The organism is Psychrobacter sp. N25K4-3-2, from assembly GCF_015351755.1.
Classification (GTDB): Bacteria; Pseudomonadota; Gammaproteobacteria; order Pseudomonadales; family Moraxellaceae; genus Psychrobacter; species Psychrobacter glaciei.
The window spans coordinates 1,007,306-1,029,989 of record NZ_JADKLX010000001.1 but is presented as its reverse complement, the minus strand read 5'-3'; the positions used below and the strand labels follow the sequence as shown (position 1 = coordinate 1,029,989).

The following is a 22,684-nucleotide window of genomic DNA, read 5'->3' as shown; positions in this document are numbered from 1 at the left end:
CGGTTTTAAAGCTAAGTTTATAAAAGCATCTCTAACACAAATTTGCTGCCGACAAAGCCAATAGCCAGTAGGATAAAGGCATAAATGGTGATGTTGGCCGCACGTTTACCACGCCAGCCAGCACGCCAATTACCGAATAGTAGCGCGCCAAATAATAACCAAGACAGCAGGCTAAACACGGTCTTATGCACAATATGCTGTGCCATCAAGTCTTCTACATAAATAAATCCAATGCCCAGAGCAATACTTAGTAGGACGAATCCTACCAAAAGCATATCGAACAATAGACTCTCCATACTTTGCAGTGATGGCAGTTTATTGACCCAAAAGCGATGGATAGTTTGATGCTTAAGTTCACGGATTTGTAGCCGCAAAAATAGCGCTTGCAGCGCTGCCATCAGCAGCACACAATAGGCGGCCAGTGATAATAAAATATGCGCCTCAAGACCAACGCTAATATCCGTGAGCGGTTGATAAGGAGCGCGGCCGATATAGCCAATCGTCATGCCTATCAGGGCAGTCGGTGCTGCCAAAATGCCGAGGCTAAGAATGGGGCGATAAAGACAGAACAGCACATAAAAGAATAAGAAAAACAGACTGGTCAGGCTAAACACATTAAATAAATTAAAATTTAGCCCATATAAGGTGACGACGTACGGATAGAGTAGCGTCGCGTGTGCGAGCATGCCGACTAATAGCAAGCCCAAACTGATGCTTTTATGGATAGGTTTATCCTGAATAAGCGCCCAGCCGATGTGGAAGCTGACGATGATATAAGCCATACTAGCAAGTAAGAATGCAAGGTGCACAGGTAAAAAGCCTCATCTCTTTATGAGCGTAAGATAGCCGCTCAATATAATGCTAAAGTGATCGTGTCAGAATGATTAGAATAATCGTCCAATTTATCATAAAATGGCAGCCAATTGAGTGTCATCTTATTTATTCCTCATAAATGCTGAGCGATGGCATGATAAATAAGATCTTGTATCGGTAACTGATGAGTTTACCCAGCAACTATTTTGCAAAACGTCTATAAGTTTTTAATCACCTTAATGCTATAGTATTGATAATATGCTGTTTTATTTGCTTAAATTGCGACCATTAACGTAAAAACACACCCTAATATTATTTATAAGCCATTGGCATGGTTTACCTAACAATTATTTTAATTGCGAATTATTTTAACTGAGAGTTATTTATGTTTGATACCTTAACAGAACGCTTATCGTCGAGCCTACGCAATATCGTAGGGACTGGGCAACTGACTGAAGACAATATCAAAGACACGCTGCGTGAAGTGCGCATGGCGCTGCTAGAAGCCGACGTGGCGCTACCAGTCACCCGTGACTTTGTAAAGCGCGTCAAAGAGCAAGCGCTTGGCGCAGAAGTGCTCAAAGAGTTGGCACCGGGGCAAGCCTTTGTCAAAATCGTCCACGATGAGCTGACGGAAATGATGGGCAGCGCCAATCAGCAGCTTGAAATGACAGGTAAGCCGCCAGTGGTTTATCTACTAGCCGGTTTGCAAGGTGCAGGTAAAACCACTACCGCGGGTAAATTGGCCAAATTTTTGCAAGAGCGTCATAAGAAAAAGGTGATGCTAGTCTCTGCTGACGTTTACCGTCCGGCAGCGATTGCCCAGCTTGAGCAAGTGGCTGGTCAGGTAAATGCTAAGTTTGTGAATTCAACGACGGACGAAAACCCCATTGATATCGCACTACGCGCTATCGAAGAAGCCAAGATTCAGTATCAAGATATTCTAATTATTGATACCGCTGGTCGTTTGCATATCGACGACAACATGATGGATGAGATTAAGGCGTTAACGGCAGCGGTCAATCCATCTGAGACCTTATTCGTCGTCGATGCGATGACCGGTCAAGATGCCGCCAATACTGCCAAAGCCTTTAACGATGCGTTGCCATTGACGGGTGTTATCTTAACCAAGACGGATGGCGATGCTCGCGGCGGTGCGGCGCTTTCTGTACGCGCCATCACAGGTAAGCCGATTAAGTTCTTAGGTCGTGGTGAAAAATTAGACGCGTTAGAGCTATTCCATCCTGAACGTATTGCCCAGCGTATCCTTGGTATGGGTGACGTACTTAGTTTGGTTGAAGAAGTCGAGCAAAAAATCGACCGTGATAAAGCCGAAAAAATGGCGAAAAAGATGCAAAAGGGCGGTGATTTCGACCTTGAGGATCTTTTAACCCAGTTCCAACAAATGAAAAGCATGGGCGGCATGGCAGGTTTCTTAGATAAGATGCCAGGTATGGGCGGCTCAGATATGCAAAAAGCGGTTGAAGATGCCAAGCCAGAAGAAAAAGTGCGTGAAATGGAAGCGTTGATTAATTCGATGACACCATTTGAGCGTAAAAACCCTGATAAGATTAATCCGAGCCGTAAGCGCCGTATCGCTGCTGGTTCTGGCCGCGAGATTCAAGATGTCAATCGTTTGCTCAAGCAGCACAAGCAAATGGCAAAAATGATGAAAATGATCTCCAAGCCTGAAGGCATCAGTAAAATGATGAAATCTATGCAAGGGTTGATGGGTGGCGGCGGTGCAGGCGCTGGTGGTGGCGGTCCTTTATTTGGTGGCGGTGGTCAACAAGGCGGCGCTAAAGACGTGAACCCACAACAAATGGCGAATCAAATGGGTCTGGATCCAAACAACATGCCAAGTACTGAAGAGATGCAAAAGCAAATGCAAGAAATGCAACATCAAGCACCAAAGGATTTTAAAAAGCGTTTTTAATTAATATCTGCTTGGATCAATAAGCCGTTTTAATGATAGCCCCATGGCTAAAATAGCCTTGGGGTTTTTTATGTCTGCTACATTCTGATGGATTAAGTATGAAAAACGCAGAAAGTCATAAAATTTGCTTATCCTAAATGCTATGATAGGCGCTGTTTTATAATGCTAAGCAAATAGGCTGAGGTGAAGATGTTTTTAGCAATGGATACCGTGTTTGATCAGTGTTCGATCGCGATTTTAGATGCCAGCGGTCAAGTGCTATCGAGTCATACGGAGACGGGTAAACGCCAGCAAACCCAACAAATTCTGCCGATGATTGATGCCGCTTTGTCCGAGGCTAAGCTGAACCTTGCTGATTTGCAAGCCTTGATATTTAACCGTGGCCCTGGTGCCTTTAGCGGTATACGGATTAATACGGCAGTGGTACAAGCGTTGTCTGTCGCCCATGATATTCCTTGTGTGGGTGTCTCAAGCCTACAAGCGATTGCGCAAGCAGCGTATCAGAAATATGGTGTGACCGACGTATATAGCGCCCTTGATGCGCGTATGCAGCAAGTTTATTTTGGGCAATATGTTGCAACAGATAATCTGATGCAGGCGGTTAATCAAGAAAATGGTGAAGATACCGAGCAGCTGCTCGATTATGACAGCCAGACAGTGCTTAATATTCCTATCGCTGGCAATGGTGCGTCGCTATTAGCATTACATGACGGTCAGATAATTCAGGCAGATATTCACCCTGATGCTACTGTGATAGGGCAGCTTGGTATTGCTCAGTTCATAGCGACAGGTGGCACAGAAGCCTCGCAAGCTCTACCAAAGTATCTTCGTAATCAAGCGTGGAAAACCCTTAAAGAGCAAGGTAAAGCGTAGTCAATCCCTATTATTTTTAACGCTATGTAAAATATAACAACACACTAAAAACTGTACTAACCAATAGGTCTGTATCTAGGAAAGCCATCGTGGATATCATTTTATTAATTCAAGCTGTCATCATGGGTATCGTTGAAGGTATCACTGAATTTTTACCCATCTCTAGTACTGGCTACTTGATTTTATCAGCGGATTTGATGGGCTTTTGGACCAAAGAAAAAGTCGATTTGTTTGTGGTAGTGGTGCAGCTTGGTGCTATCTTAGCGGTCATTTATGATTACTGGGGCAGACTATGGCAAGCGCTTATGGGTCTACTGACCGGTAAAGCAGAAGGCATGAGTAATCCAAGACAGCTTGGATTGAGCTTAATTGTTGCGACTATTCCCGTGATGATCGTTGGTTTTACCTTCGCTGACGAAATCAAAGCCTATTTATTTAATCCTATCGTCGTGGCAATTATGCTGATTATCGGTGGTCTGCTGATATTCTATGTAGAAAATCGTCCCAAAGCGATTATTGCGCAAGAAGCAGAAGACGTTAGTCTAAAAACAGCATTGATGATTGGTCTGCTGCAATGTCTGGCATTGATACCGGGGACATCACGTTCAGGTGCGACGATTATTGGTGCGTTATGGTTGGGTGTCTCTCGTAAAGCTTCCGCTGAGTTTTCCTTCTTTTTGGGTATTCCGGTCATCGTCGGTGCGGCATTATTGGATTTGCTCAAGCACCATGATGTGTTGACTAATAGTGCAGACTGGTTGGTTTTAGGCATAGGTACGATCGTATCATTTGTGGTGGCTTTACTTTGTATTCGCCTGCTGGTCGCTTGGGTCAGTCGTCGTGATTTCAAAATATTTGCATGGCTACGTATCATCACTGGCGTCATCGTTTTGGTCGCTGCTTGGGGTTTTGGCTATCAAATGGCTGGCTAGATTTTCACTATATTTTTTAGCCTTAGAAGCAGTAAATAGGGTGGAGCAGTTATGACCGTTTTACACAAAGAGTCTAAAAAATCTACTACCTTTATGCATTGCCAACTTCTCTATGTGAGCGAGTCTCAGCAAGCCCAAGTCGAGCGCATACAAGCGCTGATCGCTGTACATCAACTGTCAATTATTCTAGATATTGAGCTGTTTACTGATAAGCTCAATCAGAAACGTTGCCAGCAATTAAGCCAGACATCAATTCAACCTATTCTCTTGTTAGATGAGAAAAACAAGCTTTCATGGCTGAGTGATGGATTGAGCGTTGCGCCAGAATGGGATAAATTACAACGCCGTGTAGTGAGTGCGGGGCGTAAGTCTGAGCTATTATTGCAAGCGGCCAAAGTCACATCGGATAGTATAGTCATTGATGCGACGGCTGGTTTTGGTCATGATAGCCTGATATTGGCCAGCACGGGTGCACAGGTCATTATGCTCGAGCAGCAGCCTTTGATGGCATTGTTATTGTTAGTAGAACAGCAGCGTATGAGTGGGCTAGCAAATTGGCAAAAGCTGATGAGCCGTCTGCAGATTATCAATACCGATGCGCTCAGTTATTTTGACAGCTTGAATAATGTATCAGCAGCTGATCAGAGTAAGCTGATCGATGTGGTTTATTTGGATCCTATGTTTCCAGAGAATAGCTATCAAGATAGCAAAACAGGTAAAGGTGCTAAAGTAGGCAAGCATATGCAAGCACTACACCAATTAGCGCTCCCGCCCACAGCAGACGAAGAGCTGCAATTGCTACAATCTGCGCAAGCAGTCGTCCGTCAAAATGGGCGAAACACACAAGTACAGGGCCGTGTGGTTGTTAAGCGTCCACAATTTGCGCCGTTACTTGCGCATCAGCCAGCAAGTGAAAGCTGGCATAATGAAGCCATACGTTTTGATGGCTATTTTGTTTGATGGGTTTTGACGATGACAAGTCTACTTATTTAATAAGCTTAATGGACACGCGTAGAGATATTACGCTCAGATACTGAATATTTAGAGATGACACTGCAATGACTAACACTCACTCCGCTTTGAGTTTTAAAGAAAAGCTATATGCCTATATGCAGCTGACGCGCTTTGATAAGCCTGTGGGTATTGAGCTGCTACTGTGGCCGACGCTATGGGGTGTACTGTTGGCGGCAATGGGTCAGGCGCAGCAGAACGGAGCGACGGCAGGTCTGCCAAGTCTTAAAATATTTTTGCTTTTTGCCCTCGGTGCGATTTTTATGCGGGCGGCAGGTTGTGCGATTAATGATTTTGCCGATCGTAAGGTGGATGGTCATGTGACCCGCACCAAAGGACGTCCATTAGCTGATGGGCGTCTGTCTGCTAAAGAAGCAATCGCTGCTTTTTTAGTATTGGTATTACTCAGTGCCAGTTTGCTGCTTTTCCTGCCCGTTGAAGTGTTCTATTGGTCGCTTGGTGCGATCATACTGGCATTCATTTACCCATTTATGAAGCGTTTTACCCATTTGCCACAAGTGTTTTTGGCAGCGGCTTTTGGCTGGGCGATACCAATGGCTTACGTGGCGGTACAAGGTGCTCCTGATATTTGGTGCTGGCTGTTGTTTATCGCCTACATGTGCTGGACAGTGGCCTATGATACTCAGTACGCCATGGCTGACCGCGAGGATGATTTGCAGATTGGGGTCAAATCAACGGCAATATTATTTGGTCGTTATGATGTGATTATCATATCAATACTCCAAATGCTGTTTTTATTGATCATGGGCGCGGTCATATGGCATTACTTTGCACTGACAACGTTAGGCATAACACCAGTATTTGGGCTCGCGTTAGTGGCGATAATGTTTTCCAAACAAAACAGCGCTTGTGCCAGTCGCAATGCTTTGGCTTGCTTTCAGGCATTTTTAGCCAATATATGGGTGGGACGTTACGTCTTTGCTCTCATAGCAATCGCTTGTATATGGACGACTTTTAATGGATAAGTTCAATAAATTTTCGAGATTAAAAACGAAAAAATCATCTGATACCAATACTAATGCACCTGTCATCGATTATCAGGCAAAGCTAGCCGCACATGGTCTAACACGTGAGCAAGTCATCGCGACCGAGCGTAAATTGGCCAAGTTTGCTAATACGATGGATTCGCTCGTACGTGTGCCTTTTACCAAACAAGGAATGGGTGCCGATGCGGCGCTTTCGACCATTCCGTTGGCAGGAGATTTGGCAGGATTGGCGTTAACCAGCTATGCCTTTATATTAGGTCGTCAACTGGGTGTGCCTGCGCACAAAATGACGCCAGCTGTCAGATTGGCACTCATTGATATGGTGGTTGGCATCGTGCCTGGTATTGGGACGCTACTCGATATCTTTATTCGTCCCAGTCGCAAAACCTTAGGTATCGTGCATGAGCATCTACAGGACGAATACGGCATCACTGAAACCATGCATCTGGATCGACCGTTTTTGCATCAATCACTAGAAGACAAGCAACAGCGCAGTCGCTTTGGTTTTTTTTGGCGCAATCCAGTTGTTGCTTGGTTGTATTTACATATCCCTGATATGCTCGGCGTAATGGTCATTGTGGTGATTGGCTGGGGACTGTGGGCAATGATTAGCTGGCTCGTGAGTCTGTTTGGCAAGACCACTGGTTTTGGCTAGAGGAAAGTAAAAAGACCAAAAAAAGCGGCACACGTTACTATCTAATATTAACGTGCGTCGCCTTTTTTATGACAAATTTTTATAAGTATTCAGTCTCAGATATTACTCAGTGATGACCTCTGCTTCAGCACTGATTGCATCAAAGCTAGTGACTTTATTATTCCGAATAAGATCAATAGTGCCGCCACCCGCATGACTGACCAGCTGAATACTGCCATCGCTTGATCGATAAGTTGGGTTATTGCCTTGACCTTCAGGCGCGCTTAAAATCATTTTTGGTTTGTTCGGTAAGGTGACGATAGCATTGAGCACGCCCGCTGCCGAGGTCTCAAAAACGACAGAGAGTGATTCGCCAGCCGCATTTTTATAACGAACATCAGTGATTTGCGCGCCTTTAATGGCTTGTTCAGGACTGGGCGCTATGCCAGCATTATTCACTGACGGCTCAGTTGCACCAAGGTCATTTTCTAGCTCAGTTAAGCTTACATCTTGTTCTGAATTTACTTCAGGCTTTGCGGTATCCTCACCATTATCAGCGGCCGTATTAACATTAATATTGGTAGTCACGGGTGTGGTTTGTACTGCTACCTCAGCGATTGTCTCGTTATCTGTCTCAGGTTCTGGTGTTTTTTGACAGGCACTCAATAGTGAGATACTCAAAAAAATAGCAGAAACAGCCTGAAAATAGAGGGTAGGTTTAGTTGGGTTAAATATATGGGTTTTCATAAGGAGAGAAATATCCGTAAAGAGAGCTTTATTTAAGCACAGTAAATGGTCAGGAACAATCTACCATTTATTAAGTATTCACGGTAATAATGACTTTTCTATTGCCATTATATTTTTCAAGATAGTTTCGATGTTTACATAAATAAATGCTTTGCCACGTTCCTAGTCTTAGTGCTCTATTTACCCGCGGCACAGTCAAACTGACTCCAAACAGAATGCTTTAATGAGCGGGTAGATCATTTGGATTTTTCAAGTCAGCGGTGTTTGTAAGCGCGTACGGTTTGGCGACAATCGCGCAAGCATCGCTATTGAGAAGGGGGCAAACGATCCTAACATCATATCTGTTAGCGCTTCAGCACATATTGGTGCAATGGCATACCCTTTAGCACCCATCGCACTCATGACCCACATCCGTTTGCTTTGATCTAACTGTCCAACGATTGGATGATAATCCGGCGTTTGAGTGCGAATCCCCGCCCGTCCTTGCCACAAGCTGAGATCTGTTGGAATGACAGAGTCCATCTCAGGAATGGCAGTGACTAGTTTATCACGGCTAATTTTATGCTCTTCTTCGCGAATATCTGTGTCTGTATCATTACGTATAAAGCTCGCGCCTAGTAATAAATACGGCGCACCCACTATCACATTATTCAAAGTTTCATCGCCAGTTTTAGCAGTAAATAACGCACAGTAGCCACTATATTTAAGCGGTATTTTGGGTAGGCTTGTGAGCTGTGCGACTGTGGGCGTAAACCAAGAAAGCTGACCACGAATTTTACGGCAATCAAAAATACGCTTGTCCAGCTCATGACTCTCAAAAGCAGCGCAAATTACCACATTATCAGAGCTAATGGATATTATCTGTTTATCCTGATTATTGCCTTCGATACAAACACTTTCTTCTGTTTCACTAGCACTCGTAACGTCTAACTGCTGAAAGTGGATGAGCGGATGCGTCAGGATAGTATCCTTTAATGCTTGTGGATTGACCAAGCCAGACTGTGGTAAGTACAAATTCTCTGATAAATCTTGTGTTTTGAGGCCGCTCGCATCTTGCGCCTGTTCGCAGGATAGCGTGGTTGCCATGTCATCAGGATAATCAGCGATTTGCTCTGTACCGATATTGGCTTTGATTAATAAATCGAGCGCGCCAGTTGGCTCCAGTATCGGTGCTCTGCTTTCTTGCTCAGATTTTTTATTTAGCAAGCGATATAATCTGCTGCTATAGAGATAACCTATGGTATGCAGATGTTCGTCGACATGATGAATGGGCGTCATCTTGGGAGCGAGCAAGGCACGCGGGTTACCTGAAGCGCCTGCTAAGGGGGCTGATTTATCTAGCAGGGTGACTTGAATACCGCGATTAGCCAGCGACCAAGCCATTAATAGCCCAGAGACACCAGCACCAATAACGATGGTATGGGCGGGCAGGTTGCTAGTGGGTTTGGCAGACTCGCTATTGTTGTCTTTGGAGGGCGCTGCAGTGCTAGCATTATCGTAAAAGGTGATGTCTTTACTATTATCATCGTTTAAGTTTATAGTATCCAGCATGATCGCCGTTAGCATTTCGTTCTTACGACCAAAGCCTTTTACTTTTTTAATCTGAAAGCCACAGTTTTGCAGCCCACGTTTTACGATACCGGCACAGCTATATGTGGCAGCGGTGGTCGTTGGTCGCGATAAACGCTGCATTTGTGCAAAAATACTATCTGTCCATAAGGTACTATTACAGGAAGGTGCAAAACCATCTAAAAACCAAGCATCAACATAAGGCGCATGAAAGCTAGCAGCGTTATTTTCCAGTTTATCTAAGCTATCGGCGGCATCACCCAACCATATATCGACGGTCAGATTGTCCTCAAAGAAGTTTAGACGATGACAGCCAGCGATGAGAGGTGGGTATGCTGTTAGTAATGGCTCAATGAATTCAGCAAGCTCAGGCGCACGCTGTCCCCATAGGGCAAGGATCTGCGTTAAGTCTGCAAGCGGGATGGGATATTTTTCAGTCGTTATAAAATGCAGGCGAGCAGTCGCTAATTGAGGGTACATGTCCCGCAGCTGTCGCCATAGCTGCCAAGTCGCTAAGAGGTTTAACCCAGTACCAAAACCCAGTTCAGCGATCGTAAAGCACTGCTTTTCTACAAGGTTTGCTAGTCGCTCTGGCAGTTGATTGTGAGCTAAAAACACATGACGTGACTCTGCTAAACCATCAGCATTTGAAAAGTAAACATCACCAAACTCACCCGATACAGGCACTTTATTACCTGTATCATCCATCTGCCAGTGAATCTTGGCAGGGCTAATGACGTTTGGCTGTTCAGCGTTATTTAGTTGAGCGTTAGACATGGCGAAGTTCTTAGGAAAGTTGCTAGCTACAGCCTGACCAAAATAAAATCACTACAGCGTCAACCTCGCTGATCATACTCATGTATGGCTTACACTCGGTTTTTGTTGTGGATGTTATTTTAGGTTGACTGTATATGTGAAGAGTCAGAAAAATTGAATTCCATCAAGTGCCGTTAAGCTAAGTGTCGTTAAGCCAAGTGCCGTTAAGTATAGACAGACAATCAAATAATTTTAATCAATAAAAACAGATATTACCAACGTTCGCGGCGTACAAACACCAACCAAGACACAAAAATACCCACCAATAAACTGATTAACACCGTGAACGCGCCATATAAAAACAGTTGACCTTTACTCTCATAGACCAAGACATTGGCTTGGGTTTGCAAGTCATTGACCTGTCGTTGGAGTTGGGCATTACGACTGAGTAACTCTTGATTGGCGGTATTTAGCGCCTTGTTGGAGGGTTGCAGCTGTGCCGCCAAGGTATTATTAATATCAAGGCTTGAATTTGGGGTCGTTACTGGCGCGGTAGCCGCTTGTTCCGCTAACGGATCAGTCGTACCTGTATTCACACTCGTATTGGTAACGGTGGGGGCAGCGTGCGTTGACATAGCCGCGATTAGCATGACAGCAGCAAGGCTACATTGATAGTGGCGACTTTTTGACAAGGATGCGCACTGATTCACGACTGTGCTACTTTGTCTGATACGCTGTCATCGGGCTTGGGTAAGGTATGGATAAAGGGTCTGATATCGACATGACTGTACACACCGTCACGCAAGTAAGGCTCAGCGTTCGCCCATGTCTGTGCTGCTTCAAGAGAGTCAAAGTCAGCAATGATTAAGCTGCCTGACATCTCGCTTTTACCATGTTCAATAGGTGTCGGACCGGCGATAATTAACCGTTGTTCGCGATCTAATGCTTGCAGGCGCTCGACGTGCTCTGCACGAGTAGTCTGCCGTTGTGCGCTACTATTAGCAACGTCATGACCAATAATGGCAAATAAAGACATAATAATTCCTTAATAAATAGTAATAATAAATCGTATCATCATTAATGAGTAATCATTATCAATATTAGGATTTTGCAGTAATGAGTTATTATAAGACAGTAAACTTGCATACCGAATGGTGAATCATTCTAGCGGCTAATTATTTAGCGGCTACTTATCTAGCACTTATTTAGCCGTTTTATCGGTCAGCGCTGGATTGATATGTTTTTTTAGCAGCGCAAACTGAGCGACTACGAACACCAACATAATAGGAATCCAGCCATAAGTTTTGAAGTTGATCCAAGCCTCATCCGACATGGTAAATGCCGTGATATAATGCAGTACACCCATAAAGGCAAAAAACAGCGCCCAAGCGACGGTTAGTTTTTTCCAACCGCTAAGCGTCAAGGTAAAGACTTCTTTCATCGCTAGCTGCATCAACGGCTTATTGATAGCGGCACTGACAAGCAGTGTCAAAGCAAAAATGCCATTAATAATCGGTGATTTCCAACGCAAGTAAATGTCATCGCGTAGCAAAAGCGTACCGCCACAAAATACGATGGTCAATAATAGAACCACCCATTGCTGCTTATCAAATTTGCCTTTTTGGCGGATAAAATGAATGGCGTAGACAACAATAGTGGCAATCAGTAAAGCGCCTGCTGCCGCCAAAATACCTTGGGTACGGGCGACAATAAAAAAAGCGATCAAGGGAACAAAGTCTAATAGGGCTTTCATAGCGTGTGGCATGTCCAACGAAACGTATGGGGTAGTTTACACGTCTACTGCGCCAAAAAAAAGCAATCAACACGATAATCGTTTTATATGACATCCCTTAGCCATTTTTTGGCATTTTATTGATACCATACTCATAAGCGTTATCACATTCAAAACCTTAAGGCCACTTTATATGAAAATCGACTTACATTGTCACAGTACCTGCTCAGATGGCACTTATGCGCCAACGGAAGTGGTGCAACGCGCCCATGCGGCTGGCGTCGATGTATTGGCATTGACAGACCACGATACATTATTGGGTATCGATGACGCGAGAGCTACTGCCACTGCCTGTGGCATGACGCTTATCAATGGTGTTGAAATCAGTTGTGAACATACGCTGAGTGGTGGTTATGGTAAAAATAAATCCACCAACAAGATTATTCATGTGCTGGGACTGGATTTTACTGACCGCGAAAAAATGCATGCAACGCTGCAGCAACTACAGGATAGCCGCGCCACGCGTGGTCAACGAATCACTGAAAAGCTCAGCGAGCTATTAGATATCAACTATGATGAGCTGTGGCAAGCCGTACTGGACAAAGCGAGTGGTAATCCACAAGCAGTTGGGCGTGCACATATCGGTCAAGTATTGTTTGAGCGTGGCGAAGTGAAAACGGTACAAAAAGCCTTTGATAAATACTTGGCAGACAATAAACCCGCTTATGTGGCAATTGATGCACTGAGCATGGCTGACGGCATTGAGCTGATTCACGCGTGCGGCGGCAAAGCAGTACTGGCGCATCCAACGCGTTATCAGCTCTCAGCGACGCGAGTGCGTAAGCTTATCGAAGAGTTTGCTCAGCTGGGCGGTGACGCTTGTGAGCTGCCTGCGAATAGTGAACCGATTAGCACTCGTAGAATGGTCGATCGCAGCATAGCCGAGCACGAGCTCGTTACCTCGATAGGGAGCGACTTTCATGGGAGTAATATGCCGTGGCGACGGATAGGGGATGTGCCGACATTGCAGCCAGAACAACAAGGCATTTGGCAGTCATTTACGGCATTGGCTTAGTCCAAAATAAGCTATCACTCAGACCCAATAGATAAGCTAAACTACCTTTATTTAATAATGCTTAAATGTTATTTAATATTTTCAAAGGGCAACTCTTGATTATGTTAAGTCATGAACGATAATAATCGTTAAAATTTGACTCGCAATTATCTAGTAACGCCATGACGCAAAGCCACACCATAAAACAAGATGCCAGATATTGACGTATAAATCACTTAAACAGATTGATAGTTAAAGGAAAGATTGCCACACTAAATGCGACAATTTGGGTTTAATATAAGTTAACCTTTTTATTTTCTTGTTTGGTTTTAGCTCAATCACTTTTATTATCTGCGGTAGCCCAATTATGGCTGTAAAGATATCTCATTTAGGCTATAAAAAACTCTCCCGAGTTATTTTTGAATGGCAGGCGGCCGATAGGGCGTCGCTGCTGGCCTTATTTGTGTTGATAGAAGTGTTTTCCCATTGGCTATGGTGCTTGATGGTCTGGTGGTGTCGAGATACGCTCAATGATTATGTCAATATTCAACTGTTATATCCACTATGGTTAGGGGTGACGGTAACAGGATTGTTTATTTGGTGGCTAATCGGCTGCTTATCTCGTAGCGGAAACAACGGTAAAGATTTGGATAAATGGCAAATAATGTTCATTGTGCCTTATACCATTTATATTGCCGTGATCATCGTGATGATAGGCTACAGCAGTTTGTTTGCAGGGGTATCGCTGGTTGGTGGTGCGATGCTAGGAATGGTGTTGATCAAGCGTCGTTATGCTTGGCGAGTATTTTTGCTGCAAGTTTTTCTGATTTTGTTGGCTATCGTATCGCCTTATTTTGGTATTGATTTGCCTAGCTTGCGTCAGCTAACGGTGATTTATCCCATGCTTGATACTCCAAGTTATTTGAATTACAACGAAGTCATGGCTATCGAAAATGCCGTTGCCGCCTCCGCTTTTGAAAGCGCGACATTGGACTGGGACAGCATGAGTGAATTGCAGCTCTCTTCAACATTTTTTTGGCGATTAACCCATGTGTTTTTGGCATTGCCCAAAGCTATTTTTATCGTTTATATGTTTCGCACCTTGCTATTGATATTGGACGACAGCAAAAAAGAAGTGCTGCTACATGCCAATCAAGACGAATTGACCAAGCTGAAAAATCGCCGTTATGGTTTGACGCAAATGAAGCAAGTGCTGAAGTCAGTAGAAGACCATCAAGATATCAGCGTTATTTTATTGGATTTGGATTGGTTTAAAGAGGTCAATGACAATTACGGTCATGAGATAGGAGACCGAGTTTTAGTGGAGGTCGCACAGACGCTCTTGCAGTCTTTAACTGATGAAACTATCATTAGTCGTTATGGCGGGGAAGAGTTTCTGATTGTATTGCCAGATACGAATCACGACACGGCTATGATCATTGCTGAACAACTACGGTTAAGCATTGCTAAGCAAACCATCATTGTCGATGACAATATAAGTTTTAATGTGACTGCCAGCTTAGGGCTATATACGCTGACGCATGACGAGCGCAATTGCATAAAGCAAGCGTGCAAAACACCCATCCAAAAAGAAGCGTCGCAGTCGCTTGTAATACCGCGGATCATCAAATCGTACAGCAGTAAACGAGCGAATCGTCAAACTCCCACAGCGCAGCTACCGCATGATATTTGCCAGCGTTTAATTTGTATGGCGGATAAAGCTTTATACGAAGCCAAAGGCTGTGGTCGCAATCAAGTGGTGAGTGCCAACGAGATGTTGGCGGCAGAAAATAATAATATTAAGGTGCTCTACGGCACATGACTAGCTACCATAGTCGAAGGACCGCATACGCTTTAGTGTGTTAATTGCTTTACTAAGCTTGCCAAGACACTGGTGGCAAAGCTGCCTGTCGTTAAAGTAAAGTTCAGCACCAAGATTTGCGTCTCACCTTTATCCTGCCATTCCCAAGATAGTGCTTCAATAGGTAGGCGTAGCGCACGTCGTTGTGCTTTTACCTCGCGCTGCTCTAAGCCATTTGCCAAGCGACCTAATAGCGGATTTTGCTGAATCAGGTCATTCTCGATATCTGCCGCCACACCGCTGACTTTATCATTGCCTGCACCCCATAGCACAGCAGTGGGATGGATATCACCCGTCTCAAGGCGTGTACGCAACGTATCGTCTATCTCCTCGCTAGTAAATATTGACCCTGAACCATCTAAGTTAAACACTTCGCCTGCCAATCCAGTATTCCAGCTGCCATCACGCACTCGTGCTGCCAATATCTCATTGAAAATCAGACTACGTGCAGCAGACAGCTCCATGCTGTTTTGCTCTCGTGGTACGCGCTTACTTTTGCTCTTTTTGGATTGTGGTCGGCTTTGTTGCGGTGGACGCGCAAACAGCGATAATGCTTCTCTAATATTATTGCCATTACGTCCGAAGCGTTGAGGACCAAAATAGTTGGGCACACCAGTTGTGCTGATGTTTGCTAAATGCTGCTCGACACCTTGCTTTGCCAATACTAATTGCTCAGGTGTTGGCGATATCGTATCGAAATTAGTAAATTGGATATCACGCAAGGTAATGATAAATTGATTGGCACGATGCGTGCCGCGATTGAGCTTTTTATTGTGCCATTGCTGGTCGATGATAGTGACCGATTCATTGGCTCCGATATCTATCGGTGCAAACTCAGCCGCTGGCAACTGCTTTTTAGGTATCCGTAAGCTGAACCACTGCGTTGTCAATGCATGACGATCTTTCAGGCCTGAATAGCCAACATCGCGCAGAGGAATCTCTGCCCACTCTGACAGCAGTTTTGCCAGATAGGCTGTGTTCATCCCTGATTTTTGGATATGCAGCCATAGGTGCTCACCTTCACCGGTGAATTCGAGCGGCAATAGCTCATTAACGATGAAATCAGTTGCGTTGGCTTTATAGGTTGCTTGCTGTACAGGTGGTTGAATAGGCTGGGGCAACTGCGCAGTATCTGTCGCTGCGGTAATATCGATGCTTGCTATATCAAACTGCTCATTATCTTGAGTGCTTTCAAGAGCGGATTGAGGGCTAGCATTAATATCTGTGATGGCATTAGGAGAAGTCATAAAATCGTCTTTTATTTTGAGGATAAATTTTAACAAGAAGCGTTAAAGATAGGGACTAAAGGTTAAAAATTACGTTTTGCAACGCAGTAAACATACAAAAAAACAGCGTGTGCGAAAGGGTCTTGCTACTATCAATGCATAGCGTTTTAAAACAGCATTTAAAAAACAGAGAGAAAACAATGTTTTTCGTTGAGACTAACTGATGCGATAGGGTTATTTTCAACACGTTTGATTCAGGAAACCATTATAACTGTTAAGGAAGACTTATGACCAATGCAACGATTCACACAGTGACTATTAATAAGGCCGATATTGCCAGTGGCGGCATGAAATCGTACAAGCAAGATGATGATAGTATCATCTTAATTACCCGCGACGACGATGAGTTTCAGGCGTTCGATGGCAAATGCCCGCATGCAGGCGCAGATTTAGGCACAGGTTTGCGTTGTGGCAATCGCGTGGTCTGTCCTTGGCATCATGCGACGTTTGATAGCCGCGATGGCACACTGCTAGAGCCAGTAGCGACAGAAGGCTTGACTCAATATGAAGTGACCGATAACGGTGACAGCTTGACGGTGAATACCTCAGCTAAGATAGATAAACAGATTGCAAATGACAAACTGACGGATACACATACCCTCATCGTGGGCGGTGGCGCTGCTGGTTTTATGACAGCGCATCAACTGCGTAACACTGGCTATGGCGGCAAAATCACCTTGATTAGTGCTGATGAGAAAGCCCCTTATAACCGTCCATTATTGTCCAAAGCATTTTTAGCGGGCAATATGCCTGAAGAAAAGCTACTACTGGGCGGTGCAGATTGGGCGAGCAAACACGATATTAATTTGAGCTTAAATCAAACCGTCAGCGAAATATTACCCAATGAACGTACGATTGTCATCAAAGATAAAAATGGTCATAGCGACAGACAAACCGCTGATTTCTTAGTGGTCGCAACAGGCGCTGAGCCAAAGATACCGCCTTTTAAAGGGGCTGAGCTTGATGGTGTTTATACACTGCGCAGTATGGATGATGCCAAATTAATCAAAGCGGCCAGTCACGATCAGCGTGTGGTGATTGTCGGTACTGGCTTTATCGGTATGGAGGTCGCTTCCGCATTGGCGCAAGCAGGCACGACGGCTTCTATTACGGTTATCGGACAAGATCATCGGGTGATGGGAAATATTGTCTCCGAAACGGTCAGTAATGCGCTGATTAAGCTGCATGAGGAAAAAGGCATTCAGTTTGTCTTTGATGCCAGTGTGACCGAAATCGTTGAGGTCGAAAAAGCAGATGAGACTAGCGACAGCAATTTTTCGCAAGTTGGCGGTATTAAATTAGCAAATGGTGAGCAAGTTGATGCAGACATCGTGATTTTAGGGACTGGTATAGCACCACGTACAGAACTGTTCGAAGAAGTAAACGCGCCAGATGGCGTGCAAGTGGATGACCATTTGCAGCTACGCGATGGGGTTTATGCATTGGGCGATATCGCTAAAGCTACCAGCCAAATGGGACGCATGCGTATCGAACATTGGCGGGTGGCCTTGCAGCATGGTTTGGTCACTGCTGCCACTATCTTAAACGACCCTAATGTCAACTCACTAGCAGAGCGCATTCCTTTCTTTTGGACGATGCAGTATGGTAAGAGCCTACGCTATAGTGGTCATGCCGCGACACCCGATAATAATATATTGTTTGGTTCACCAGACACGCTAGATTATATCGAATATTATTTTGACGATGAGGGTGCAAACACACGTGCTAGTGCGGCAAGCACGCTTGGACGAGACAAAGAGTTGGTTGCCTTTTCTGAGTTACTCCGCAGTGGTCATGCGCCAACGCGCGCGCAGCTCAATGCAGGTTTTGACATGATTGAGCAATCGCAGGAATTATCGCGCTAGCACTATAGACGGATAAGTATTAGTATTTAAACTGGCTTAGGGATCTAAGCCAGTTTTTTTATACATGAATAAAAAGGAAAAATTATAATATGAATGAAAATAATATAAATCAAAGCAATATACAAACAGACCATTTTGATAAAGAGTCCGTATTTTTACGTCAGGCGGAAGCAAATGATATTGGTGCACTAGAGCAATTGTTAAATTGCTGTTATCGGGAGACGGCGGGCTGGACCAACGAAGCAGATTTGGTGGGCGGTATTCGTATCACGCCAGATGAGCTGGCTAATACCATCGCAAATCCCAAACACTATCTGTTTGTGTATCCAAAAACAACCAGTGGTGAAGGTGAGGCAGAAGAAACGGGTGAGTTACTCGGTTGTATCGCGGTCGATATCAAAACCAATACTGACTCAAACAAAAAAGCCTACATTGGCATGTTTGCCGTACATCCTGTGCTACAAGGGCAGGGCGTTGGCAATGTGATTTTGCAAGCAGCAGAAACCTTCGCTACTCGTCATTTATCGTCAGATGGGCAAGCAGATGATAGAAACCCTGCGCGTTTGACCATGTCTATCTTGAGTCATCGTCCTGAGCTATTGGCTTACTATCAGCGCCGCGGCTATCAGTTAAATGGTAATAAAATACCGTTTCCAAATGATGGCAATAATGGCGAACCAAAGCGCGAGGATTTGGAGTTATTGGAGTTAGAAAAAATCGTTAGCTAACAAAGTAAATCTGTCTAAATCAACGCCAAAAATGTCTGAAGGTCATAAATAGACCAATACTCAGTAAGATGAATGCCACAATAATTAAGCGCTTAAACCAGTTAAAAGCAGGCAAGCACGTGGCATTGTCATCAGACATGAGATAAGCAAACAAAAACAATAAGCTCGCTGCTAAGGTCATAATTCCCAGACCAATCGGTAATATAAACAAATACACCTGCCACACAGTAATCTCTCAACGGTCAGTATTAATTGCATCATAGCAGTATCGGGATTGTGCTGTCAGTATGCCTTGCTTTAAATTTTTCAAAGCAAATAATTTTTAGAAAATACAGTAATGATCAGTGCGATATAAAAGTAATGAGAGAGTTTTAGACATACGAAGATGTATGCTTGCATCAATATTAACAACAAAAAAGGATACACAAATGGCACCCTTTTTTATAGCAGCTCAGACTAAGAGTAATATTGCTTAATGAGCTTAGCGCATCGTCACAAACTCTTCTGAACCAGTTGGATGGATAGCAACCGTATTGTCAAAGTCCGCTTTAGTCGCGCCCATTTTTATCGCGACCGCAAAGCCTTGAATCATCTCATCGACACCAAAACCAAGACCGTGTAGACCAATGACTTTTTCATCATCGCCCAAGCATACCAGTTTCATCATACATTTCTGACGATGCTGGGTCACTGCGCTATACATTGAGGTAAATGTTGAGTTATAGCATTTGATATTGTCCTTGCCATAGCGTTCAACCGCGTCGATTTCAGACAAGCCAATCGTACCGATAGCAGGATGGGTAAAGATAACCGTTGGTATCAACGTATAGTCCAAATGTTCATTAGGCTTGTTGTTAAACAAACGCTCTGATAAGCGGCGACCGGCGGCAATAGCCACTGGGGTCAAATCCACACTATCTTCGATAATATCGCCAACCGCATAGATATTTGCAACATTGGTATTTTGGAACTTATCGACTTTAATTTTGCCGATTTCGTTCGTTTCTACACCCGTCACTTGCAGATTGATGTTGTCTGTCGATGGCGCACGACCAATCGCCCAAATCAAACAATCTGTCGCGTCTAAGCTGCCATTTTCAGTACATAAAGTCAGGCTACCATCTTCGTTTTTATTGACTTCCGTGAGTGTAGTATTGGTGTGCAATTGAATACCGTCTTGCTCCATCTCTATGAGCAATGCCTCTACTACACTGTGATCAAACGAGCGCAGCGGTGAGTGCTGGCGTACGTATAAATGCACCTCAGCGCCCAAACTGTTTAACACGCCTGCGATTTCAACAGCAATATAGCCTGCGCCCACAATCGCCACACGTTTTGGCAAATGGTTTAACGCAAAAAAACCATCAGAATCGATGCCGTATTCTGCGCCCTTGATATCTGGTTGAATCGGGTGACCGCCCGTAGCAATCAAAATATGGTCAGCGGTAATCAACTCGCCATTCACTTCTACAGTATTGGTATCGACAAATTTGGCAAAGCCCTTGATGACCTCTACACCGTTTTTGGCCAAATTATTGTCATAAGAGCGGTGAATATTTTCGATATATTGTTGACGGCTCTGCACCAATTTTTGGAAGTCAAAACCTTTAACATCCACATCAAAGCCATAGTCTGGCGCATATTTATGGATGGCTTCGGCAACTTGAGCGCCATACCACATCACTTTTTTGGGTACACAGCCCAAGTTCACACAAGTACCGCCCAATTGGTTGGCTTCGATAATGGCACATTTTTTGCCATAGCTCGCCGCACGGTTGATTGAAGCAATGCCACCGCTGCCGCCGCCTATGGCGATATAGTCATAATGTTTGGTCATAATGAATCTCTTTATTAAGTTGTTATTGGTGCTATCTTGGACTCTACCGTAATGGGTCTTATCATCCATCTTACAAGTTTTTTGTGGTTAGGGTATGTTAAGTCGCTTCGATGTGGTTAGTATCTCACTAAAAACAGCCTAACATTTAAATGCCTAAACCTACTTAAACAATGGCACGACGTCTATAAAATAGCAGCCCGGGAATGGACAAGCCGAGCACCAACCCTGAAGTCACAAATAACGCCTCAAACAAATACACCATCATTTGGCTAAATAACTCATCTGAAAAACCAAAATATCCAATCTGCACCATGCTCACCATCGCCTTATAAGCAGCGATACCGGGCATCATACAAATGACACTTGGCGAGATGAGTGCTTTGGGCGGTAGGGTGTATTTCTTGGAAAAATACACGCCTAAAAAGCTGGCAAGCATCGCCCCAAAAAAGCTAGCAACCACGAGATGCACATGTTGATAAACAAGAGCCGTCTTTAGTCCAAAGCCAAACGCGGTCATCAGCAAGCAAGGTAAGATATAGCGTTTGGGTACGCTGAACATCAGCGTCCAACCAAGGGTAATAATACACGACAGCGCAACGGTCTCAATGAACCACATCTCAAAACCCCCAGTGCTGTATGCGAAGTAAAACCAGTGCCATCACGATGCCAACGCACGCTGATAGGGTCAGCATATAAGTAAAAACCGCACGTCCAATCCCAATATTGACATAGCCTTTTAAGATATCTGAGAAAGAGTTGATCAAAGGAAAGCTTGGTACTAGTAAGAGCACACTAGAGGCAACCGCAATATCGGCATTATTCCCAATATCAAAATAATAAGTCGTCGCCCCAATTAAGGAAGCGATAAATGCCGTCACAATGACGGTGATAAAAGGATTGAAATGCTGCTTGGACAGATAAATACGGGTGAACATCGCTACCATACCAGCGATAAATGTCACTGCGGTAATCGACCAACTGCCACCATTCAGGTAAGCAAACGCCGCACAAGACGCGCCAACAAATATGCCTACCAGCCACGTTGGATAAACCGTTTTATCTAATTCATCAAATGCAAGAGTGGTGCGGTCAGTCAGCTCGGATTTCAGCTGATTGTTATTTGGCTTATCGCTATCTGTGTCGGCTTCGGTTTTATTGATAATTTGCTGGATTTGTACCAGTAAATTGACGTTGATGCTTTGATTAATCGTGTCTCTGGTGGTGGTGATACAGCGCTCATCGCAGATGGTGGTCAGGGTAATGGCATTAAAATTCAGCGAGCATTCAACGCTGTTCATCCCCAACGCAAGCCCCAAGCGTTTGCATAAGTCCACCACCACGGCAGACTCAGCGCCATACTGCATAAGGAGTAATCCGCAGCGCACGCATAGTCGAGTAATGTGCTGTTGCTGTACGTAACTGATAGAGGTCATTGATTAGATACGCATGTTGGCTATTGTGATATTTGTGAATGGTTATAGTGTATCGATACGGAAAGGTAACGATAGCATAACTTGCCGTGCTTATTTGCTACTATTATAAAGCGTAAACCCCTGTAGTAAGGAGAATAAAATGCATATCGCTATCTTAACCCTGACTTTTACTTTACCCGGTTGTGGCTCGTTAAAAGAAAAACGCCAACGTATTGGCGGCTTGCATGCACGCTTTGGCAATACGCCAAGCGTCGCGGTATGTGAAAGCGGTGAGCGTGATCGGCATGATGCCAGCGAATGGACGTTCGTGATCGTCGGGCTATCCAAACGTGAGGTCGAATCACAATGCAGCCAAATTGAAGAGAAAATAGAACGGACAGTAGATGCGCGGGTAATGAATGTTGAGAGGGAGTTTGTTTAGGTTGGGGTATTTATTGTGGGGAGCCAATCCCGCTTTCCGCTCATATTTGCTCATTGATACGAGGCGAGGGCTACGGTTTGTCCTGTCTCTTGCTCCGCGTAGCCAAGCCAAAACCCAGTCCTCGCAACTCGTCTAATTGAGAAGGATAACAGCTACAATCGGGGCTAAAAGTTGACTTTATATTAGCTG

Annotated in this window: 22 protein-coding genes; 11 read left to right on the top strand and 11 right to left on the bottom strand. The window is 44.4% G+C overall.

Annotated elements, in window-relative coordinates; translation table 11 throughout:
• Window positions 1–17: 17 nt before the first annotated feature.
• On the bottom strand, window positions 18–782 hold the full coding sequence (locus IOD06_RS04095; RefSeq protein WP_051000756.1) for an inner membrane protein YpjD: 765 nt from the start codon (window positions 780–782) through the stop codon (window positions 18–20).
• Window positions 783–1,198: 416 nt separating this feature from the next.
• Between IOD06_RS04095 and ffh the strand changes: the two genes are divergently transcribed.
• From ffh to IOD06_RS04065, 6 genes are all read left to right on the top strand, one after another.
• A complete protein-coding gene (ffh, locus tag IOD06_RS04090) occupies window positions 1,199–2,749 on the top strand; it encodes a signal recognition particle protein (RefSeq protein WP_194619304.1) in 1,551 nt (516 codons plus the stop codon).
• Between the two features lie 189 nt (window positions 2,750–2,938).
• The gene (tsaB, locus tag IOD06_RS04085; RefSeq protein ID WP_194619302.1) at window positions 2,939–3,622 is read left to right on the top strand and encodes a tRNA (adenosine(37)-N6)-threonylcarbamoyltransferase complex dimerization subunit type 1 TsaB; all 684 of its coding nucleotides are present in this window, start codon (window positions 2,939–2,941) and stop codon (window positions 3,620–3,622) included.
• An 89-nt stretch (window positions 3,623–3,711) separates the two neighbouring features.
• Window positions 3,712–4,554 carry an undecaprenyl-diphosphate phosphatase gene (locus tag IOD06_RS04080; RefSeq protein ID WP_194619300.1) on the top strand — a complete coding sequence of 281 codons (843 nt, stop codon included), beginning with the start codon at window positions 3,712–3,714 and terminating at the stop codon, window positions 4,552–4,554.
• Window positions 4,555–4,605: 51 nt separating this feature from the next.
• Window positions 4,606–5,514, top strand: a complete 909-nt coding sequence (locus IOD06_RS04075) for a class I SAM-dependent methyltransferase (protein WP_194619298.1) — start codon at window positions 4,606–4,608, stop codon at window positions 5,512–5,514.
• A 98-nt stretch (window positions 5,515–5,612) separates the two neighbouring features.
• Complete coding sequence (gene ubiA, locus IOD06_RS04070) at window positions 5,613–6,551, top strand: 4-hydroxybenzoate octaprenyltransferase (RefSeq protein WP_194619296.1); 939 nt, start codon at window positions 5,613–5,615, stop codon at window positions 6,549–6,551.
• Window positions 6,544–7,227: a DUF4112 domain-containing protein gene (locus tag IOD06_RS04065; RefSeq protein ID WP_194619294.1), complete on the top strand. Its 684-nt coding sequence runs from the start codon at window positions 6,544–6,546 to the stop codon at window positions 7,225–7,227. The genes ubiA and IOD06_RS04065 overlap by 8 nt, the downstream gene beginning before the upstream one ends.
• A gap of 102 nt (window positions 7,228–7,329) precedes the next feature.
• Here the strand turns inward: IOD06_RS04065 and IOD06_RS04060 are convergent, their stop codons facing one another.
• The 6 genes from IOD06_RS04060 to ispZ form a co-directional block, all read right to left on the bottom strand.
• The gene (locus IOD06_RS04060) at window positions 7,330–7,953 is read right to left on the bottom strand and encodes a hypothetical protein (RefSeq protein ID WP_194619292.1); all 624 of its coding nucleotides are present in this window, start codon (window positions 7,951–7,953) and stop codon (window positions 7,330–7,332) included.
• Window positions 7,954–8,023: 70 nt separating this feature from the next.
• Window positions 8,024–8,167, bottom strand: coding sequence for a YjbQ family protein (locus tag IOD06_RS13810; RefSeq protein WP_369075561.1), 144 nt, complete (start codon window positions 8,165–8,167; stop codon window positions 8,024–8,026).
• A 35-nt stretch (window positions 8,168–8,202) separates the two neighbouring features.
• Window positions 8,203–10,299 carry a tRNA (5-methylaminomethyl-2-thiouridine)(34)-methyltransferase MnmD gene (gene mnmD, locus IOD06_RS04050; protein ID WP_194619288.1) on the bottom strand — a complete coding sequence of 699 codons (2,097 nt, stop codon included), beginning with the start codon at window positions 10,297–10,299 and terminating at the stop codon, window positions 8,203–8,205.
• 251 nt (window positions 10,300–10,550) lie between these two features.
• Window positions 10,551–10,970: a hypothetical protein gene (locus tag IOD06_RS04045; RefSeq protein WP_227669869.1), complete on the bottom strand. Its 420-nt coding sequence runs from the start codon at window positions 10,968–10,970 to the stop codon at window positions 10,551–10,553.
• Between the two features lie 14 nt (window positions 10,971–10,984).
• Window positions 10,985–11,314 carry a YciI family protein gene (locus IOD06_RS04040; RefSeq protein WP_194619284.1) on the bottom strand — a complete coding sequence of 110 codons (330 nt, stop codon included), beginning with the start codon at window positions 11,312–11,314 and terminating at the stop codon, window positions 10,985–10,987.
• A 165-nt stretch (window positions 11,315–11,479) separates the two neighbouring features.
• Complete coding sequence (gene ispZ / locus IOD06_RS04035) at window positions 11,480–12,031, bottom strand: septation protein IspZ (protein ID WP_010201375.1); 552 nt, start codon at window positions 12,029–12,031, stop codon at window positions 11,480–11,482.
• A 172-nt stretch (window positions 12,032–12,203) separates the two neighbouring features.
• On the opposite strand from ispZ, the gene IOD06_RS04030 reads away from it, so the two are divergent.
• Together IOD06_RS04030 and IOD06_RS04025 are read left to right on the top strand one after the other, a co-directional pair.
• Window positions 12,204–13,085, top strand: coding sequence for a PHP domain-containing protein (locus tag IOD06_RS04030; RefSeq protein ID WP_194619282.1), 882 nt, complete (start codon window positions 12,204–12,206; stop codon window positions 13,083–13,085).
• A 346-nt stretch (window positions 13,086–13,431) separates the two neighbouring features.
• Window positions 13,432–14,886, top strand: a complete 1,455-nt coding sequence (locus IOD06_RS04025; protein ID WP_227669868.1) for a diguanylate cyclase — start codon at window positions 13,432–13,434, stop codon at window positions 14,884–14,886.
• 32 nt (window positions 14,887–14,918) lie between these two features.
• On the opposite strand, the gene truD is transcribed toward IOD06_RS04025, so the two are convergent.
• The gene (gene truD / locus IOD06_RS04020) at window positions 14,919–16,172 is read right to left on the bottom strand and encodes a tRNA pseudouridine(13) synthase TruD (protein WP_194619280.1); all 1,254 of its coding nucleotides are present in this window, start codon (window positions 16,170–16,172) and stop codon (window positions 14,919–14,921) included.
• A 266-nt stretch (window positions 16,173–16,438) separates the two neighbouring features.
• Here truD and IOD06_RS04015 point away from each other — a divergent pair, with 266 nt between their 5' ends.
• Window positions 16,439–18,076 carry an FAD-dependent oxidoreductase gene (locus tag IOD06_RS04015; protein WP_194619278.1) on the top strand — a complete coding sequence of 546 codons (1,638 nt, stop codon included), beginning with the start codon at window positions 16,439–16,441 and terminating at the stop codon, window positions 18,074–18,076.
• Between the two features lie 89 nt (window positions 18,077–18,165).
• Complete coding sequence (locus IOD06_RS04010; RefSeq protein ID WP_194619276.1) at window positions 18,166–18,804, top strand: GNAT family N-acetyltransferase; 639 nt, start codon at window positions 18,166–18,168, stop codon at window positions 18,802–18,804.
• Between the two features lie 481 nt (window positions 18,805–19,285).
• Here IOD06_RS04010 and gorA read toward each other — a convergent pair whose 3' ends face one another.
• The 3 genes from gorA to IOD06_RS03995 all read right to left on the bottom strand — a co-directional run bounded on the left by gorA (window position 19,286) and on the right by IOD06_RS03995 (window position 22,074).
• On the bottom strand, window positions 19,286–20,641 hold the full coding sequence (gene gorA / locus IOD06_RS04005; protein WP_194619275.1) for a glutathione-disulfide reductase: 1,356 nt from the start codon (window positions 20,639–20,641) through the stop codon (window positions 19,286–19,288).
• 163 nt (window positions 20,642–20,804) lie between these two features.
• A complete protein-coding gene (locus IOD06_RS04000; protein ID WP_194619273.1) occupies window positions 20,805–21,257 on the bottom strand; it encodes a threonine/serine exporter family protein in 453 nt (150 codons plus the stop codon).
• Window position 21,258: 1 nt separating this feature from the next.
• The gene (locus tag IOD06_RS03995; protein WP_194619271.1) at window positions 21,259–22,074 is read right to left on the bottom strand and encodes a threonine/serine exporter ThrE family protein; all 816 of its coding nucleotides are present in this window, start codon (window positions 22,072–22,074) and stop codon (window positions 21,259–21,261) included.
• A 139-nt stretch (window positions 22,075–22,213) separates the two neighbouring features.
• Between IOD06_RS03995 and IOD06_RS03990 the strand changes: the two genes are divergently transcribed.
• A complete protein-coding gene (locus IOD06_RS03990) occupies window positions 22,214–22,495 on the top strand; it encodes a DUF503 domain-containing protein (RefSeq protein ID WP_194619269.1) in 282 nt (93 codons plus the stop codon).
• The last annotated feature ends 189 nt before the right edge of the window (window positions 22,496–22,684 follow it).

What these genes read in the sequence shown, in the direction of transcription:
- truD (WP_194619280.1), bottom strand. Translation starts at nt 16,172, where the DNA reads ATGACTTCTCCTAATGCCATCACAGATATTAATGCTAGCCCTCAATCC.
- ispZ (WP_010201375.1), bottom strand. Translation starts at nt 12,031, where the DNA reads ATGAAAGCCCTATTAGACTTTGTTCCCTTGATCGCTTTTTTTATTGTC.
- IOD06_RS03990 (WP_194619269.1), top strand. Translation starts at nt 22,214, where the DNA reads ATGCATATCGCTATCTTAACCCTGACTTTTACTTTACCCGGTTGTGGC.
- IOD06_RS04095 (WP_051000756.1), bottom strand. Translation starts at nt 782, where the DNA reads ATGGCTTATATCATCGTCAGCTTCCACATCGGCTGGGCGCTTATTCAG.
- IOD06_RS04025 (WP_227669868.1), top strand. Translation starts at nt 13,432, where the DNA reads ATGGCTGTAAAGATATCTCATTTAGGCTATAAAAAACTCTCCCGAGTT.
- ffh (WP_194619304.1), top strand. Translation starts at nt 1,199, where the DNA reads ATGTTTGATACCTTAACAGAACGCTTATCGTCGAGCCTACGCAATATC.
- IOD06_RS04030 (WP_194619282.1), top strand. Translation starts at nt 12,204, where the DNA reads ATGAAAATCGACTTACATTGTCACAGTACCTGCTCAGATGGCACTTAT.
- ubiA (WP_194619296.1), top strand. Translation starts at nt 5,613, where the DNA reads ATGACTAACACTCACTCCGCTTTGAGTTTTAAAGAAAAGCTATATGCC.
- mnmD (WP_194619288.1), bottom strand. Translation starts at nt 10,299, where the DNA reads ATGTCTAACGCTCAACTAAATAACGCTGAACAGCCAAACGTCATTAGC.
- IOD06_RS04065 (WP_194619294.1), top strand. Translation starts at nt 6,544, where the DNA reads ATGGATAAGTTCAATAAATTTTCGAGATTAAAAACGAAAAAATCATCT.
- IOD06_RS04000 (WP_194619273.1), bottom strand. Translation starts at nt 21,257, where the DNA reads ATGTGGTTCATTGAGACCGTTGCGCTGTCGTGTATTATTACCCTTGGT.
- IOD06_RS04040 (WP_194619284.1), bottom strand. Translation starts at nt 11,314, where the DNA reads ATGTCTTTATTTGCCATTATTGGTCATGACGTTGCTAATAGTAGCGCA.
- IOD06_RS04075 (WP_194619298.1), top strand. Translation starts at nt 4,606, where the DNA reads ATGACCGTTTTACACAAAGAGTCTAAAAAATCTACTACCTTTATGCAT.
- IOD06_RS04010 (WP_194619276.1), top strand. Translation starts at nt 18,166, where the DNA reads ATGAATGAAAATAATATAAATCAAAGCAATATACAAACAGACCATTTT.
- IOD06_RS03995 (WP_194619271.1), bottom strand. Translation starts at nt 22,074, where the DNA reads ATGACCTCTATCAGTTACGTACAGCAACAGCACATTACTCGACTATGC.
- IOD06_RS04060 (WP_194619292.1), bottom strand. Translation starts at nt 7,953, where the DNA reads ATGAAAACCCATATATTTAACCCAACTAAACCTACCCTCTATTTTCAG.
- IOD06_RS04015 (WP_194619278.1), top strand. Translation starts at nt 16,439, where the DNA reads ATGACCAATGCAACGATTCACACAGTGACTATTAATAAGGCCGATATT.
- gorA (WP_194619275.1), bottom strand. Translation starts at nt 20,641, where the DNA reads ATGACCAAACATTATGACTATATCGCCATAGGCGGCGGCAGCGGTGGC.
- tsaB (WP_194619302.1), top strand. Translation starts at nt 2,939, where the DNA reads ATGTTTTTAGCAATGGATACCGTGTTTGATCAGTGTTCGATCGCGATT.